This window comes from Micromonospora sp. GCM10011541 (assembly GCF_042650725.1).
GTDB classification, from domain to species: domain Bacteria; phylum Actinomycetota; class Actinomycetes; order Mycobacteriales; family Micromonosporaceae; genus Micromonospora; species Micromonospora sicca.
The window spans coordinates 457,643-472,302 of sequence record NZ_JBHSBP010000010.1 but is presented as its reverse complement, the minus strand read 5'-3'; the positions used below and the strand labels follow the sequence as shown (position 1 = coordinate 472,302).

The window sequence follows — 14,660 nt, the reverse complement described above, 5'->3', positions numbered from 1 at the left end:
TCCACGCCGCCGCAACCATGCCCGATCGTCCGGTGTCCACCCCTTGACAAGGCGACGGATGATGCACCCGACGATGGGCCGCGAACGGGGGTACGACCACATGGAACTGCGCCGGGACCGGGGCCCGCTGGTGCTGGCCACCGTCTGCGTGGTCGGCGGCGTGACGGTGCTGATCGTCGGCGGCGACCGGGTGCTGCGGACGCTGGCCGCCCTGGGCGCCGTCATCCTCGGCGGCGTGGTGCTGCTCGGCGCGCTGCGACCGTTCCGCTTCGTCATCGGACCGGACGGGCTGGACGTGCGGCGGCCGGGACTGCGCGGCACGTACCGGTGGGACCAGTTCGACGCCCTGGTGCTCGACGACGCACCCCGACCGGGCTCGCGGTCCGGCTCGCCCCGGCTGCTCGGGGTGCCGGGCACCGCGCTGCCACCCGGCCCGCCGGCCACCGCGTACCACCCGGCCGACGGGCGGGCCGCGATCGAGCTGCTCGACCTGGCGCAGGTGCGCCAGGCGCCCGACGAGGTGGCGGCGGCGCTGGCCCGGTACGCCGGCGACCGCTTCATCGACGCCCGGGCCCGTCCCGCCGACGCGTCGCCCGACCGCCCCGCGAGCGACGGGAGCGATCGGGCGGCGAGCGACGGGCCGGTGAACGACCAGCCGGCGAGGGACCGGAGGACGACCTCGTGAGCGACGGCCCCGCCGGCTGCAACTGGGCCGGCAACGTCCGCTACGTAGCCCGCCGCCGGCACACCCCGTCCAGCATGGACGAGCTGCGCCGGCTGGTCGCCGGCAGCGAGCGGATCCGGGCCGTCGGCACCGGGCACTCCTTCAACCGGCTCGGCGACACCACCGGGGACCTGGTCTCGCTGGCCAGGCTGCCACCCGCCGTCGAGCTGGACCCGGAGCGCGGCACCGTCACCGTCGCCGCCGCCCTGCGCTACGGCGACCTCGCCACCCGGCTGCACGCCCACGGGTACGCCCTGGCCAACCTGGCCTCCCTCCCGCACATCTCGGTGGCCGGCGCGGTCGCCACCGGCACCCACGGCTCGGGCGACACCCATGGCAACCTGGCCACCGCGGTCGCCGCCCTGGAACTGGTCACCGCCGACGGTGACCTGCTGACCGTGGACCGCGCCGACGAGCGGTTCGCCGGCCTGGTGGTCAACCTCGGCGCGCTCGGCGTGGTCACCCGGGTGACCCTGGACGTGGTGCCCACCTTCGACGTCCGGCAGTACGTCCGGCTCGGCCTGCCGCGCGACGCCCTCGACGCCGCCTTCGCCTCGGCGTACAGCGTCAGCGCCTTCACCGACTGGCGCTCCGCGCGGCTCGACCAGGTGTGGCGCAAGCAGCGCGCCGACCAGCCGCCGCCCCCGGCGGACTGGCTCGGTACGACGGCGGCTCTGGCGCAGCGGCACCCGGTGCCCGGCATGCCGGCGGAGAACTGCACCCCGCAGCTCGGCGTGCCCGGGCCATGGCACGAACGGCTGCCGCACTTCCGGCTCGGCTTCACCCCGAGCAGCGGCGACGAGCTCCAGTCGGAGTACCACGTGGCGCGCGAGGTGGCCGCCGAGGCACTCGCCGCCCTGGACGGGGTGGCCGACCGGATCGCCGCCGTGCTGCAGATCTGCGAGCTGCGTACGGTCGCGGCCGACCCGCTCTGGCTCAGCCCGAACCACGGGCGGGACAGCCTGGCGATCCACTTCACCTGGATCGGTGACGCGTCGGCGGTGACGCCGGTGGTGGCCGCGGTGGAGGAGCGGCTGGCGCCGTTCGCGCCCCGCCCGCACTGGGGCAAGGTCTTCGGGCTGGACCCGGCGGCGGTCGCCGCCGCGTACCCCCGGTTCGCGGACTTCCGTGCCCTGCTGTGCGACCTGGACCCGGCCGGGAAGTTCCGCACCGAGGAGCTGGACCGCTATTTCCCCCGCCGCTAGCCGTCCGCACCGAGGGCCGTCCGCGCCGGACGTCGGACCGGTCAGCGGAACCACGATGCCGTGGCGCTGACTAGCCTGGAGGCCCGATCGTCCATCGTGGATCCCCGAGGAGTGTGATGGCGCAGGAGCTTCCCGGCCCCGACGGGCTGGTGCGGGTCGGGATCCGGGCGGTCGGGGCACCCGAGACGGGGAGGGCATCCGGGCCGTCCGGGCCCGCCCGCCCGGCGAGGTCGGCGCGCTCATCCGGGACGGCGTGATCACCGACTCGTTCACCATCGCCGCCTTCACCCGGGCGTCCCTGCGCGGGCTGCTGGGCGACGCCGGTCTGATCACTGGTACGGGTCGGTGATCTCCCGGAGCCGGGTGAGCGCCCGCCGTAGTTGGCTCGTGGCCTGCCGGCCCAGGTGCCGCGTCCATTCGGCTTCGACCTCGGCCTCGGCGGCTCTCGCCACCCGGATCGCGGCTTCGCCGCGCGCGGTGATGGTGACCAGCCGGGCTGGCGGGTCCGCGAGGTCGCCGCGCACCTCACCCTCGCCCACACCGGGGTGCGGTCCGCGGCGGTGGCGATGCTGCGGGCCCGCGGCAGCTTCGATCGCATGATCCACGACACCGCCGTACGGCAGGCCGCGCTCCCTGTCGAGCAGTACGCCATCCGCCTGCGCGGCATGGTCGGATCGCGCCGGAAGGCGCCGGGCGTGACGCGTCTGGAGCCGCTGCTGGACGTCCTGGTGCACGGTCAGGACATCGCCCTGCCGCTGGGCCGGAGCCGCCCGATGCCCACGGACGCGGCGGCCACGGCCGCGACCAGGGCCTGGACCATGGGCTGGCCGTTCGACGCCCGCCGCCGGCTGGACGGGTTCGAACTCGTCGCCGTCGACCACGACTGGTCCGTCGGGCGCGGCCCGCAGGTCGAGGGACCGATCGCGGCGATCCTGCTCCTGCTCACCGGCCGCTACGCGGTCCTCCCGGAGCTCTCCGGCCCCGGCGCCCCCGACCTCACCGCCCGGCTTGCCCCGGCACCTGCCTAACGGCGGCCCGTCGTCATCTGCTCGCGCATGCTGCCGCGCTGCACCGCCCGGCTGATGTCGCTCGGCGAGACGATCCCCACCAGCCGCTGGTCGGTCACCACCAGTGCCCGGCCGTCGGCGCACTCGCTGAGCCGGGGAAGCAGGTCGTTGAGCGCCTCGTCCGGGGCGGCGAGCACCAGCTCGTCGGCCCGGCAGGACACCTCGGCCAGCGTGGTGGTGGCCCGCCGATCGGCGGGGATGCCGCGGACCCGGTCCAGGGTGACCAGCCCGACCGGCCGGCCGTCCTCGGTCAGCGGCAGCGTCGAGTGCCGGTACGCGAATAGGTAGTGGTCCACGAAGTCGGCGACCGTCATGTCCCCGGACGCGGTCTGCGGCTGCGGCGTCATCACGTCGGTGACCCGGACCCCGCGCAGCGCGCTGCCCGTTCGGGCCTGCCGTTCCTCCATGCCGGCCGCGCCGATCAGGAACCAGCCGATCAGCGCCAGCCAGAGCCCGCCCACCCCGGCCCCGACCAGGAACTGCCAGAGCCCCAGGCCGATCAGCAGCGCGCCGAGGACCCAACCGGCCCGGGCCGCCACCACCGAGGCCTTCGTCCGGTCGCCGGTCGCCTTCCACACCGCGGCGCGCAGCAACCGGCCGCCGTCCAGCGGCGCCGCCGGCAGCACGTTGAAGATCGCCAGCAGGATGTTGATGCCGGCCAGCCAGGCCAGCGACCCGAGCAGCAGGCCGTGCGCGCCGGCCAGGGCCAGCAGCATCGCGATGCCGCCGAAGAAGAGGCCGATGATCAGGCTGACCAGCGGCCCGATCCCGGCGATGCGCAGCTCCGCACCCGGGTCGCGGGCCTCCCCGCGCAGCTCGGAGACGCCGCCGAAGAGCCAGAGCGTGATCCCCTCGACCGCGATGCCGTTGCGCTTGGCGATCACGGCGTGGGCCACCTCGTGGGCCAGCAGGCCGAGGAAGAAGACCACCGCCGCGCTCAGGCCGGCCGCCGCGTACGCCAGCGCCGGCCGGTCCGGGTAGGCGCGCGGGAACTGGTTGGCCGCCAGCCCCCAGGCGATCAGCAGGAAGATGACCAGGACGCTCCAGTTGACCCCGACGGGTACCCCCGCGATCCGGCCAAGCCGGAAGCTCGCCCTCATGCGTCCGTCATACCCCCACCTCGTCCCGACATGCCACCGCCCGCACCGATCACCGGCCGGGGGCCTCGCTGACCACGGTCGGCGAGAACTCGTTGGCCGCCTCGACCGCCCACTCCAGCGCGTAGTCGGCCTCCTGCTCCCAGCCCGGCTCACCACCGACGAAGTGCGACCGGCCCGGGAACTCGTGATAGGCGGTCACCGCGCGGGACGGCCGGTAGAGGCCGGCGGCGGACCGGGCCAGCGTCGGCGGCACCACATGGTCCTCGGTGCCGGTCGTGATCAGCAGCGGCGCCCGGCCGTCCCGGTGGGTGTCCGCCTTGGTGGCCGAGTTCGGGTCCAGGTTGGCGAAGGCGCCCTCGAAGAAGACGTGCCCGGCGCCGGGGACGGCGTACCGCTCCCAGGCCGCGTCGGAGTCCTCGCGGCTCAGGGTGTTGCCGAAGGCGTACGCGAAATCGTCGGGGGGGAACGGCACCGCCCGGTGCCGGTTGGCCGGGCTGCGCAGGATGGAGAACCCGGAGCGCAGCGTGCTGAGCGGTAGCTTCAGCACCCCCTTGACCGGGGCCGGGTGCATCGCGACGCCGGCGGCGCCGAGCCCGCGGGAGATCAGCAGCTGGGTGACCAGACCACCGAAGGAGTGTCCCATGATGATCGGGGGGCGGGGCTGGTCCCGAATGATCGCCGCGTAGTGGTCGACCATGTCGGCGATCCGCTGCTCGGCGATCGGAGTGGGGTCGGCGCGCAGCGCCGCCACCTCGGCCTCCATGCCCGGCCACGCCGGGGCGAGCACCTTGAAGCCCAGGGCCGCGTACCGGTCGACCCAGTGTTCCCAGCTCCGGGGCGTCATCCAGAGGCCGTGGATGAGCACGACCGTGTCGACCCGTACCGTCGGCGCGCTGGCCATGGCGTTCCTCCCGGTTCCGCGGCGTGGTCCGGGGGCGCTTACCCGGCGGGGCCGCCCCCGCACCTGTGCGGCCTGACAAATGTCATGGCCGGAACGTGACGGCCGCTCCGGGGGCGGGACGGCCGGCCGCCGGAGCATTCCTGTCATGACCGACACCGCACCGGCCGTCGAACTGGCCGGACTCACCAAGACCTTCGGCCCGGTGACCGCCGTCGACGGGCTCAGCCTCCGGATCGAGCCCGGTGAGGTGGTGGCCTTCCTCGGCCCGAACGGCGCCGGTAAGACCACCACCGTGGACATGCTGCTCGGGCTGGCCCGCCCGGACGCCGGGAGCGTCCGGCTCTTCGGCGGCACCCCCGCCGACGCCGTCCGGCTCGGCCGGGTCGCCGCCGTGATGCAGACCGGCGGGCTGCTCAAGGACCTCACCGTCGGCGAGACGGTGCGGATGACCGCCGAGTTCTACGGCCGGACCCGGCCGGTGGCCGAGGTGCTGGACCGGGCAGGCATCGCGTCCATCGCCGATCGGCTGGTCGGCAAGTGCTCCGGCGGCCAGCAGCAGCGGCTGCGCTTCGCCCTGGCGCTGCTCCCGGACCCGGACCTGATGGTGCTCGACGAGCCCACCACCGGCATGGACGTCGAGGGGCGGCGGGACTTCTGGCAGGCCATCCGGGCCGACGCCCGGACCGGCCGGACCATCATCTTCGCCACCCACTACCTGGACGAGGCCGACGCGTACGCGGACCGGATCGTGCTGGTGCGGCAGGGCCGGGTCGTCGCCGACGGCACCACCGCGGAGATCAAGAACCTGGCCGCCGGCCGGATCGTCCGGGCCACCCTCCCCGGCGCCGACCAGGCCGTGCTCGCCGCCCTGCCCGGCGTCCGCGCGGTCGAGGTACGCGGCGACGTGGTGCTGGTCCGCACCGACGACTCGGACGAGGTCGCCCGGCACCTGCTCACCCGGACCGCCGCCCGGGACGTCGAGATCACCTCCCGCAACCTCGAGGACGCCTTCCTCGCCCTCACCACCGACGGCCCGGCCACCGATGGCTCGACCACCCCCGGCCCGACCGCCGCCCGCCCGACCGCCCAGACCATCGGAGCCTGAGATGACCGTCGCCGCCCCCTCCGCCCCGTCCGTCACCCGCGCCGACCGGCGGCCGCCCGCCCTGGGCGGGTTCTCCATCGCCGTGCTGGCCATCGAGATCCGCCGGGTCCTGCGGAACCGCCGGACGCTGGTCTTCATCCTGGTCATGCCGGCGGTCTTCTTCCTCCTCTTCGGACTCCCGCAACGCGGACAGGAGCTGCCCAACGGCCGCCCGGTCACCGGCTGGATCATGATCAGCCTCGCCGTGTACGGCGCCATGGTCGCCACCACCAGCGCCGGTGCCGCGGTGGCCACCGAGCGGGCGCTGGGCTGGAGCCGGCAGCTCCGGCTCACCCCGCTGCGCCCGCCCGCGTACGTGGCGACGAAGGTGGCCACCGCCATGGTGCTCGGGCTGATCGCGGTGCTCGTCGAGTTCGCGGTCGGCGCGGCCGCCGGGGTCCGGCTGCCCGTCCAGGTCTGGCTGCTGTCCGGGCTCACCGCCTGGCTCGGCTCGCTGGTCTTCGCCGCCTTCGGGCTCTTCGTCGGCTACCTCGCCCCGGCCGAGAACGTCATGCAGTTCATGGGCCCGATCCTGGCGATCCTGGCCATGCTCGGCGGCCTCTTCGTCCCGCTCGACGTGCTGCCGCACGTGCTGCAGCAGATCGCCAAGTTCACCCCGGTGTACGGGGTCGGCCAGCTGGCCCGGGCCCCGCTGACCGGGGCCGGGCTGGACTGGGTGGCGCTGGGCAACGTGGCCGGCTGGACCGTGCTCTTCGGCCTCGGCGCGGCCCGGCTGTTCCGCCGGGACACCACCCGGGTCTGACGGGTACGGCGGAGACTAGCGTGTTCCGGATGGACCTCCCGTCGGACCTGCCCCGGCCGGCGAGCCGCCACTGGCGGGTCACCGGCTGGTTGCTGGCCGCGGTCTGGCTCTTCTTCCTCAACATCCCGCTGCTCGCCGCCCTGCACCAGCCAGAGGTCTGGCGGCGGGTGGTGGGCGCGGTGACGCTGCTCGCCTTCGGGGTCCTCTACGTCGGCGTCTTCCAGTGGGCCCGGGGCCAGCGGCAGCAGCACCGGGGCATCCCCGCCGGCCATGCCTGGGCGGCCGTGGCGCTGCTGCTCGCGCTCGGGCTGGCCGGCATCCCAGGGACCGGTGGCGACTGGTTGACCACGCTGGTCTTCGTCGCGGCGGCGGCGGTGTTCCTGCTGCCGAACCGGCAGGCGCTGGTGGTGGTCGCCCTGGCCGCGCTGACCCCGCCGGTCACGGCCGCGCTGGTGCCCGGCTGGGAGGCGGAGGGCACCGTGGTCTTCGCGGTGCTGCTCGCCTCGTTCGCCATGTTCGGGGTGACCCGGCTGGCCCAGCGCAACAGCGAACTCCAGGCCGCCCAGCAGGAGATCCGCCGGCTGGCGGTGGCCGAGGAGCGGGCGCGCACCGCCCGGGACCTGCACGACATCCTCGGCCACTCGCTGACCGTGGTGGCGGTGAAGGCCGAGCTGGCCGGGCGGTTGCTGGACTTGGACCCGGACCGGGCGGCCACCGAGATCGCCGACGTGGAACGGCTGGCCCGGCAGGCCCTCGCCGACGTGCGGGGCACGGTAGGGGCGTACCGGGGGATGAGCCTGGCCGGGGAACTGGCGGGTGCCCGCTCCGCGCTCGCCGCCGCCGGCATCGCCGCGGAGCTGCCGGACGCGGCGCCGGAGCTGCCGGCGGAGCGGGACGAACTCTTCGGCTGGACGGTTCGGGAAGGGGTGACCAACGTGGTCCGGCACAGCGGGGCGCGGCGCTGCGAGATCCGGGTGGAACCGGGCCTGGTCGAGATCCGCGACGACGGGCGGGGACCCGCCGCGGAGACCGGCTCGGACGGACACGGGCTGGTCGGCCTGCGCGAGCGGGCCCGGCGGCTGGACGCCACCGTCACCGTCGGCCGCCGCGCGGACGGACCGGGCTTCCTGCTCCGCGTCGCCCTGCCGATGGACCGGGGCACCGGTGAGCGCGAGGAGTGAGCCGGGGTTGCGAGCCCCGCAGTCGCGAACGAAAGGTGGGCACCGTGAGCGCGAGGAGTGAGCCGGGGTTGCGAGCCCCGCAGTCGCGAACGAAAGGTGGCCACCTTTGAGCGGGCCGATCCGGCTGCTGCTCGCCGACGACCAGGCGCTGGTCCGGGGGGCGCTGGCCGCGTTGCTGTCGCTGGAGCCGGACCTCACGGTGGTCGCCGAGGTCGGGCGGGGCGACGAGGTGGTCCCCGAGGCCCGCCGCACCACGCCCGACGTGGCCCTGCTCGACGTCGAGATGCCCGGCCTGGACGGGATCGCCGCGACCACCGCGCTGCGCGCCGCGGTGCCCGGCTGCCGGGTGCTGGTGGTGACCACCTTCGGCCGCCCCGGCTACCTGCGGCGGGCGATGGAAGCGGGCGCCAACGGCTTCGTGGTGAAGGACACCCCGGCCCGGCAGCTCGCCGACGCGGTACGCCGGGTGCATGCCGGGCTTCGGGTGGTCGACCCCACCCTGGCCGCGGAGACCCTGGCCACCGGGGCCAGTCCGCTGACCGAACGGGAGACCGAGGTGCTGCGGACGGCCCGGGGCGGCGGCACGGTGGCCCAGCTCGCCGCCGTGCTGCACCTGTCCGAGGGGACGGTGCGCAACCACCTCTCCGCCGCGATCGGCAAGACCGGCGCGCGGAACCGGGCCGACGCGGTGCGCATCGCCGAGGAGAACGGCTGGCTGCTCGGCGAGTGAGCGCGCCGGTCAGGCGGTGGCCGGCGGGGCGGGCAGCTCGTCGACCACCACGACACCGGTGCCGGCGGGCACCTCGCCGAGGAGTTGGCGCTGGCCGCTGCGGGTCAGCCGGATGCAGCCGTTGGTGACGTTCTGCCCGAGGGTGTCGTCGTTGTGCCAGCTGTGCAGGCCGATGTGGGCACCGCGCAGCCCGGCCGGGACGGCGCCCGGATCGTCGGGGATCGCGCCGAGGGCGAAGATGTCCACCCCGCCGTAGACCGCCTGCGGCGGGGGCGTGCGGCCGAGGACGAAGGTGCGCCCGAGCGGGGTGAACTGGCCCGGCCTGCCGAGGCTGACCTCCCACGACTTCACCGCGCGGCCGTCGCGGTACCAGGTCAGCCGGTGCGGTCGGCGTTCCACCACGATCTGGTCCCGGAGCGCGACGGTGGTCCAGCCGCCGGCTGGCAGCCAGGCGATCCGGCGGTTGGCCGAGGGGAGCAGCACCGCCGTCCAGCCGACGCGGTGGTCGACCACCGGCATGGTCAGCTTCACGTCCCGGATGGTGGGGGCGAGGAAGGCCAGCGGGCGTCCGCCGGGCGCGTCGTAGGCGGCGATCTGCCGGGTGGGCGCGAGCCCCTCGGTGAGCGGGCGGAGATCGCCCGATCCCGGGTCGGTGGGGAAGCCGCGTGGCGCGGGCTCGTAGTCCACGACCGGCAGGTCGTCCGGGGCGGGCGCCGCCGCGGGTACCGACTCCGCGGGTGTCGGCGCCGCGTCGGTCGCGACGGGGCCGGCCGGGCCGGTCACCACGGGGCCGGCCGCGGCCCCGGTCGGCGTCGGCCCGCCGGTGAGCGTCCGCCCGACCAGCAGTGCGGCCAGGAGCAGCAGCGGTACGCCGAGCGCGGCGAGCAGCCAGCCCAGCGTCCATCGGGAGATCAAACGGTCAAACAGCACAAAATGACTGTAAAGGAAAGGAAGCCCCCCGCTCGGCTGAAGTGCGGCGCGGGGGGTCTCCGAGTCGGTCCGGGCCGGTCGGATCGGGCCGGCCGGGCCGGGTCAGGGCAGCTTCGCGCCGATGTGGACGGCGACCGCGTCGTGCGCGTTGATGTTCGCCGCGAACCAGCCGCTGGAGTCCACCGTGATCACCGGCCCGCTGCAGGAGCCGTTGCTGAAGTCGCCGTGGATGACGTCGCAGTACCGGCCGGCGGGCAGCCCCGCGTAGTAGGAGCGGCCGGTGACCGCGAAGTCCTCGTCGTTGATGGTCAGGTAGCCCTTGCCGGCCCGGCTGAACGCGATGTGCTGGTACCCGTTGTCGTACCAGTTGGCCACCGCGGCGCCCTGGGTGGCGTTGTTGAACGCCACCATGTTGGCGATCACCCGCCAGCGGTGCTCGCACTGCCAGCCCGAGTAGCAGGTGGTGTTGAGCGTCTTGTTGTCGGCGTCCGAGGGCGGGCCCTGGTCCCGGCTGCTGAAGGTGAAGCTCGACATCACCGTCGGCGACCCGTACGGCCAGGCCAGCATGAACGCGTTCGCGAGCGCGTAGGTGCCGCCGTTGCGGTAGGTGAGCACCCCGCCGTCGCGCTGGGTGTCGTGGTTGTCCACGAAGACCGCGGCCGAGCCGGTGGGCAGGTAGCCCCACGCCTCGCCGAAGTTCCTCAGGTACGCCAGCCGCTCGCTGTTGAACATCCGGGCGAGGTCCTTGCCGTACCGGAACTCGTGCACGTCGCCGTTGCCGGTGTACTCGGTCGGCTGGATCGGCTCACCGGCGCCGTAGATGACCTCCTGCACGACGTATGCCGAGCGGGAGAGCTTGCCCTTGATGGCGGCGATGTCGGCGGCCGGCATGTGCTTGCTGGCGTCCAGCCGGAACCCGTCCACGCCGAGCGAGAGCAGGTCGTTCAGGTAACCGGCGAGCTTCGACCGGACGTAGTCCGACTCGGTCCTGAGGTCTGCGAGGTTGACCAGCTCGCAGTTCTGCACCTCGTACCGGTCGTTGTAGTTGACGATGTCGTCGCCGCCGTTGCGGCCGCAGTGGTGGAAGTCCTGGGTCTGGTAGCTGCCCGGGTAGTCGTAGTGCCCGTACGACGAGCCGGCCCAGCCGGTGCCGCCGTTGTCCTGGCCGGACATGTGGTTGATGACGGCGTCGACGATCACCTTGACGCCGGCGGCGTGGCAGGTGTTCACCATGGACTGGAACTGTGCGCGGGTGCCCTTGCGGGACTCGACCCGGTAGCTGACCGGCTGGTAGGCCAGCCACCACGGGTTGCCCTTGACGTGCTCCTGGGGCGGGGAGACCTGGACGTAGCCGTAGCCCTTGGGGCCGAGCACGCTGGTGCACTCGCTGGCCACCGAGGGCCAGTTCCACTCGAAGAGCTGGGCGATGACCTTCTTGGTGCCGGACGGGGCCGCGGCGGCCGGGGGAGCCGCCACGGCCGTCGGTACGAGCAGGCTGGCGATCATGCCGAGGGCGAGGACCGCCGAGCGGCATCGGCGTCGATCCATCGGGACTCCTGGGGGTACGGGGGGACGGGGTGGCGCGGCGCGGGGAGGACTCCGACTGTCGAGTTCTTGCAACAGTGGCCTGAAATTTTCGGCAAGGTTACAAGCGTGTTGCAACGGCTGTCAACGGATGGAAATGCGTCGCTGGATTTGGCGCTACACGCGCGCCGGGGGCACCCGGTTCGACCGATCGGCCGAGAAATTCGCGACCGGGCTGATCCGCTCGCCACGCCGCTCCGTACCTGAGGAGGGAGCAGGGTCGGCCGGTGGGGGCGCCGCCGTGAGACACGATCGAGGAGCAGATGGCCCGGGCAGAGCAGAACGAGAAGGCGGCGACCGTCCGGACCACCAGCACCAGTCGAGGCGCCCGGACGCGGTCCAAGTCCGCACTGGTCGCGCTGACCGCGTCCGCGCTCGCCCTCGCCTGGGCCGGCGTCGAACTGGCCGGCGCGGGCGGGACGGTGTACGCGTACGGCTTCTTCTTCACCGAGTTCTTCGCCGGGGTGGTCGCCCTGGTCTCGCTTAGCCTCACCGTGATGATGGGGCTGCTCGCCACCGACCGGCTGGTGCTGCTGATCCGGCATCGGGTGCTGCTCCAGTCCGCGCACCGGGCCACCGGCATCCTCGGCGTGGCCGGACTGGTCGTCCACGTCATCACCAAGATCTCGATCGGCCGGGCCGCGCCGACCGACGCCGTGGTGCCGTTCATCGGGGGCCGGGGGCTCTACGTCGGGCTGGGCACCGTGGCCGCCTTCCTGATGGTCAGCGTGCTCTGGACCGGCCTGATCCGGGTCCGCTTCGCCGGGGTCGGTCCGAAGTGGCTGTGGCGGGCGCTGCACTCCATGGCCTACGTCTCCTGGCCGTTCGCCCTGCTCCACGGCCTCAACGCGGGCCGGCCGGCCAGGTCCTGGGTGGTGCTGAGCTACCTGGCCTGCGTGCTGCTGGTGGTGCTGGCGCTGCTGGTCCGGGTCTCCGTCCACCTGGGCAGGCGCAGCCGGGAGCAGCACCAGGCCGCCGCGCTGAACCAGGCGATGGCCGGCAGGCCGGCCGAGGAGAGCCCGGGACTCTTCGCCGGCCTGGTCCGCCGCCGCTCCGCCGACGAGGAGAGGAGCCGCGCCGGCCGGGGCCGCGAGGGCGGCTGGGCGGAGACCACCGCGACCTCGTGGACCGCGCCGGCCGGCACCGCCCGCCGCCGCGACCCCGACCGGTTCGCCGTGCCGGTGGTGCCCGCGCCCGGCTCGCTGCGCGAGCCCGTCCGGGCGGCGTCCCGGCGCCGGCGCGACGAGGAGTCGGCGCCGGTCACCGTACGGCGGGACGAGGCGCCGGTGGCCCGCCGCCGCGACGACGACCGACCGGCCCGGCGACGCGCCGCCGAGCCGGAGCCCGCCGGCCGGGGCCGGCCGGACGAGCGGTCCGCCCGCCGGTACCGGGACGAGCAGGAGCGTGCCGCCCGCCGGTACCGGGACGAGGAGGAGGGTGCCGCCCGCCGGTACCGGGACGACGTGGACGCCCGCTACTCGGCGCCGCCGCAGCGGCCGGTCGCGCCGGAGGAGCCGTGGGACAGCCCGCGGCGGTGGGAGAGCAGCGAACGGCCGGTCTCCGCGGAGCCCATCTCCGCCGGGCCGATCTCGGCCGGGCCGATCTCCGCGGCTCCGCGCAGCGGCGGCGGCCGGCACAGCGCCGAGGAGGAGGTGCCGGAGGAGCCGGACTACTGGCGGCCGCCGGCCCGGTACGTCCCGGACGACCTGCCCGTCGACGACACCCCCACCCTGGTCGACCTCGCCTCCCGGCGGGCGCTGAAGGCCGCCGGCGAGGGCCGGTCGTCCCGGCGGCGTCGGGCCAGCGCCGACGCGGTCGACGGGGCGTACTGGGCCGGGCTGCGGGGTGAGGCGAAGTGATGCGGACGACCGTGCCACCGGTCGCCTGCGTCGGCGAACCCCGGCTCACCGCCGGTTTCGCCGAGTTCGGCCGGCTCGACCTGCTGGCCCACGAGGAGGTGCACGGCCCGATCGGGCCGATGGAACCGGCCAGCCTGCTCCGGCTGGCCGAGGCCATCGACCTGAAGGGCAAGGGTGGCGCGGCCTTCCCGTTCGCCCGCAAGCTGCGCGCCGTGCTGGAGTCCTGCGAGCGGCAGAGCCTCTCCGCCGTGGTGGTGGTCAACGCCAGCGAGGGGGAGCCGGCGAGCTGGAAGGACAAGGTGCTGCTCACCCGGGCGCCGCACCTGATCCTCGACGGCGCCGCCCTGGCCGCGTACGCGCTGGACGCCGAGGAGATCGTGATCGGGGTGGCCGACGACGACGTGGGCCGGCCGTCGCTGACCGAGGCGCTGCAGGAGCGCCGGATGCCGGTGCCGACCACCATCGTCACCGTGCCGCACCGGTTCATCTCCGGCGAGGGCGGCGCGCTGGTCAACGGCATCAACGGTCTGCCGCACATCCCGCCCGGCACCAAGAAGCGGTCCAGCGACTCCGGGGTCGGCGGGCTGCCCACCCTGCTCTCCAACGCCGAGACCTTCTCCCAGCTGGCGGTCGCCGCCCGGCTCGGCCCGTACGAGTACGCCGCGCTCGGCACCGACGACGAGCCCGGGACCGTGCTGCTCACCGTCACCGGGGCGGCCGGCCGCCCGGCGGTGGTGGAGTGTGCCGCCGGCACGCCGCTGCGGGAGATCCTCGAGCTGTGCGAGGTGCCCGAGGGGCCGGGCGTCCTGACGGGCGGCTACCACGGCAAGTGGATCACCCCGGAGGCCGCGGACCGGGCCGAGGTCTCCCGCAAGGGGCTTACCAGGGTCGGCGGCACCCTGGGCGCCGGCATCATCGTCCCGCTCGGCCGGGACACCTGCCCGCTGGGCGAGGCCGCCCAGGTGGTCCGCTACCTGGCCGGCGAGTCCGCCGGACAGTGCGGGCCGTGCAAGATGGGCCTGCCCGACCTGGCCCGCGCCGTCGACCTCGCGGTCTCCGGCAGCGCCCCGATCGAGATCGTCCGGGCGGCGGCCGGCGACGTGAAGGGGCGCGGCGCGTGCAGCCACCCCGACGGCACCGCGCGGTTCGCCCTCTCCGCGGTCGAGGTCTTCGCCGAGGACCTCCGGCTGCACACCACCGGGGAGGGCTGCGGCAAGCGGGTCAAGGGCGTGCTGGGCCTGCCCGGGGCGCCCGACGCGAACCCGCAGAAGCTCACCCTGGACTGGTCCCGGTGCGACGGGCACGGGCTCTGCGCGCACGTGGTGCCGGACTTCATCCGGCTCGACGCCAACGGTTATCCGGCCTTCCCGTCCACCCCGGTGCCGACCTGGCTGCGGGAGGGCGCGCTCAAGGCGGTCAAGGTCTGTCCCGAACTCGCGCTCCGGCTCGCCAAGGCCGAGTAGCCGACCGAG

The 14,660-nt window shown here is 74.5% G+C and carries 13 protein-coding genes; 9 read left to right on the top strand and 4 right to left on the bottom strand.

The window, feature by feature from the left end:
* The first annotated feature begins 58 nt into the window (after nucleotides 1–58).
* From ACFOYX_RS06585 to ACFOYX_RS06575, 3 genes are all read left to right on the top strand, one after another.
* The gene (locus tag ACFOYX_RS06585) at nucleotides 59–685 is read left to right on the top strand and encodes a hypothetical protein (protein ID WP_377533834.1); all 627 of its coding nucleotides are present in this window, start codon (nucleotides 59–61) and stop codon (nucleotides 683–685) included.
* A 74-nt stretch (nucleotides 686–759) separates the two neighbouring features.
* The gene (locus ACFOYX_RS06580) at nucleotides 760–1,929 is read left to right on the top strand and encodes an FAD-binding protein (protein ID WP_322440007.1); all 1,170 of its coding nucleotides are present in this window, start codon (nucleotides 760–762) and stop codon (nucleotides 1,927–1,929) included.
* A gap of 404 nt (nucleotides 1,930–2,333) precedes the next feature.
* A complete protein-coding gene (locus tag ACFOYX_RS06575) occupies nucleotides 2,334–2,957 on the top strand; it encodes a maleylpyruvate isomerase family mycothiol-dependent enzyme (RefSeq protein WP_322439892.1) in 624 nt (207 codons plus the stop codon).
* Here the strand turns inward: ACFOYX_RS06575 and ACFOYX_RS06570 are convergent.
* The gene (locus ACFOYX_RS06570; RefSeq protein ID WP_322439891.1) at nucleotides 2,954–4,096 is read right to left on the bottom strand and encodes a site-2 protease family protein; all 1,143 of its coding nucleotides are present in this window, start codon (nucleotides 4,094–4,096) and stop codon (nucleotides 2,954–2,956) included. The genes ACFOYX_RS06575 and ACFOYX_RS06570 overlap by 4 nt on opposite strands.
* A 49-nt stretch (nucleotides 4,097–4,145) precedes the next feature.
* Nucleotides 4,146–4,997 (bottom strand): alpha/beta fold hydrolase, encoded by an 852-nt coding sequence (locus ACFOYX_RS06565; protein WP_322439890.1) that lies wholly within the window; start codon nucleotides 4,995–4,997, stop codon nucleotides 4,146–4,148.
* Between the two features lie 145 nt (nucleotides 4,998–5,142).
* On the opposite strand from ACFOYX_RS06565, the gene ACFOYX_RS06560 reads away from it, so the two are divergent.
* The 4 genes from ACFOYX_RS06560 (at nucleotide 5,143) to ACFOYX_RS06545 (ending at nucleotide 8,815) form a co-directional block, all read left to right on the top strand.
* Nucleotides 5,143–6,102, top strand: a complete 960-nt coding sequence (locus ACFOYX_RS06560) for an ABC transporter ATP-binding protein (protein WP_322439889.1) — start codon at nucleotides 5,143–5,145, stop codon at nucleotides 6,100–6,102.
* Between the two features lies 1 nt (nucleotide 6,103).
* Complete coding sequence (locus ACFOYX_RS06555; protein ID WP_322439888.1) at nucleotides 6,104–6,904, top strand: ABC transporter permease; 801 nt, start codon at nucleotides 6,104–6,106, stop codon at nucleotides 6,902–6,904.
* A 29-nt stretch (nucleotides 6,905–6,933) separates the two neighbouring features.
* Nucleotides 6,934–8,085: a sensor histidine kinase gene (locus ACFOYX_RS06550; RefSeq protein WP_322439887.1), complete on the top strand. Its 1,152-nt coding sequence runs from the start codon at nucleotides 6,934–6,936 to the stop codon at nucleotides 8,083–8,085.
* A gap of 106 nt (nucleotides 8,086–8,191) precedes the next feature.
* The gene (locus tag ACFOYX_RS06545) at nucleotides 8,192–8,815 is read left to right on the top strand and encodes a response regulator transcription factor (protein ID WP_322439886.1); all 624 of its coding nucleotides are present in this window, start codon (nucleotides 8,192–8,194) and stop codon (nucleotides 8,813–8,815) included.
* Nucleotides 8,816–8,824: 9 nt separating this feature from the next.
* Here ACFOYX_RS06545 and ACFOYX_RS06540 read toward each other — a convergent pair whose 3' ends face one another.
* A complete protein-coding gene (locus ACFOYX_RS06540) occupies nucleotides 8,825–9,745 on the bottom strand; it encodes a L,D-transpeptidase family protein (RefSeq protein ID WP_322439885.1) in 921 nt (306 codons plus the stop codon).
* Nucleotides 9,746–9,847: 102 nt separating this feature from the next.
* Entirely contained in the window at nucleotides 9,848–11,293 is a 1,446-nt protein-coding gene (locus ACFOYX_RS06535; RefSeq protein WP_322439884.1) for an alpha-amylase family protein, read from the bottom strand.
* 299 nt (nucleotides 11,294–11,592) lie between these two features.
* Between ACFOYX_RS06535 and ACFOYX_RS06530 the strand changes: the two genes are divergently transcribed.
* Together ACFOYX_RS06530 and ACFOYX_RS06525 are read left to right on the top strand one after the other, a co-directional pair.
* A complete protein-coding gene (locus ACFOYX_RS06530) occupies nucleotides 11,593–13,188 on the top strand; it encodes a hypothetical protein (RefSeq protein ID WP_322439883.1) in 1,596 nt (531 codons plus the stop codon).
* Entirely contained in the window at nucleotides 13,185–14,651 is a 1,467-nt protein-coding gene (locus tag ACFOYX_RS06525; protein WP_322439882.1) for an NADH-ubiquinone oxidoreductase-F iron-sulfur binding region domain-containing protein, read from the top strand. The genes ACFOYX_RS06530 and ACFOYX_RS06525 overlap by 4 nt, the downstream gene beginning before the upstream one ends.
* The last annotated feature ends 9 nt before the right edge of the window (nucleotides 14,652–14,660 follow it).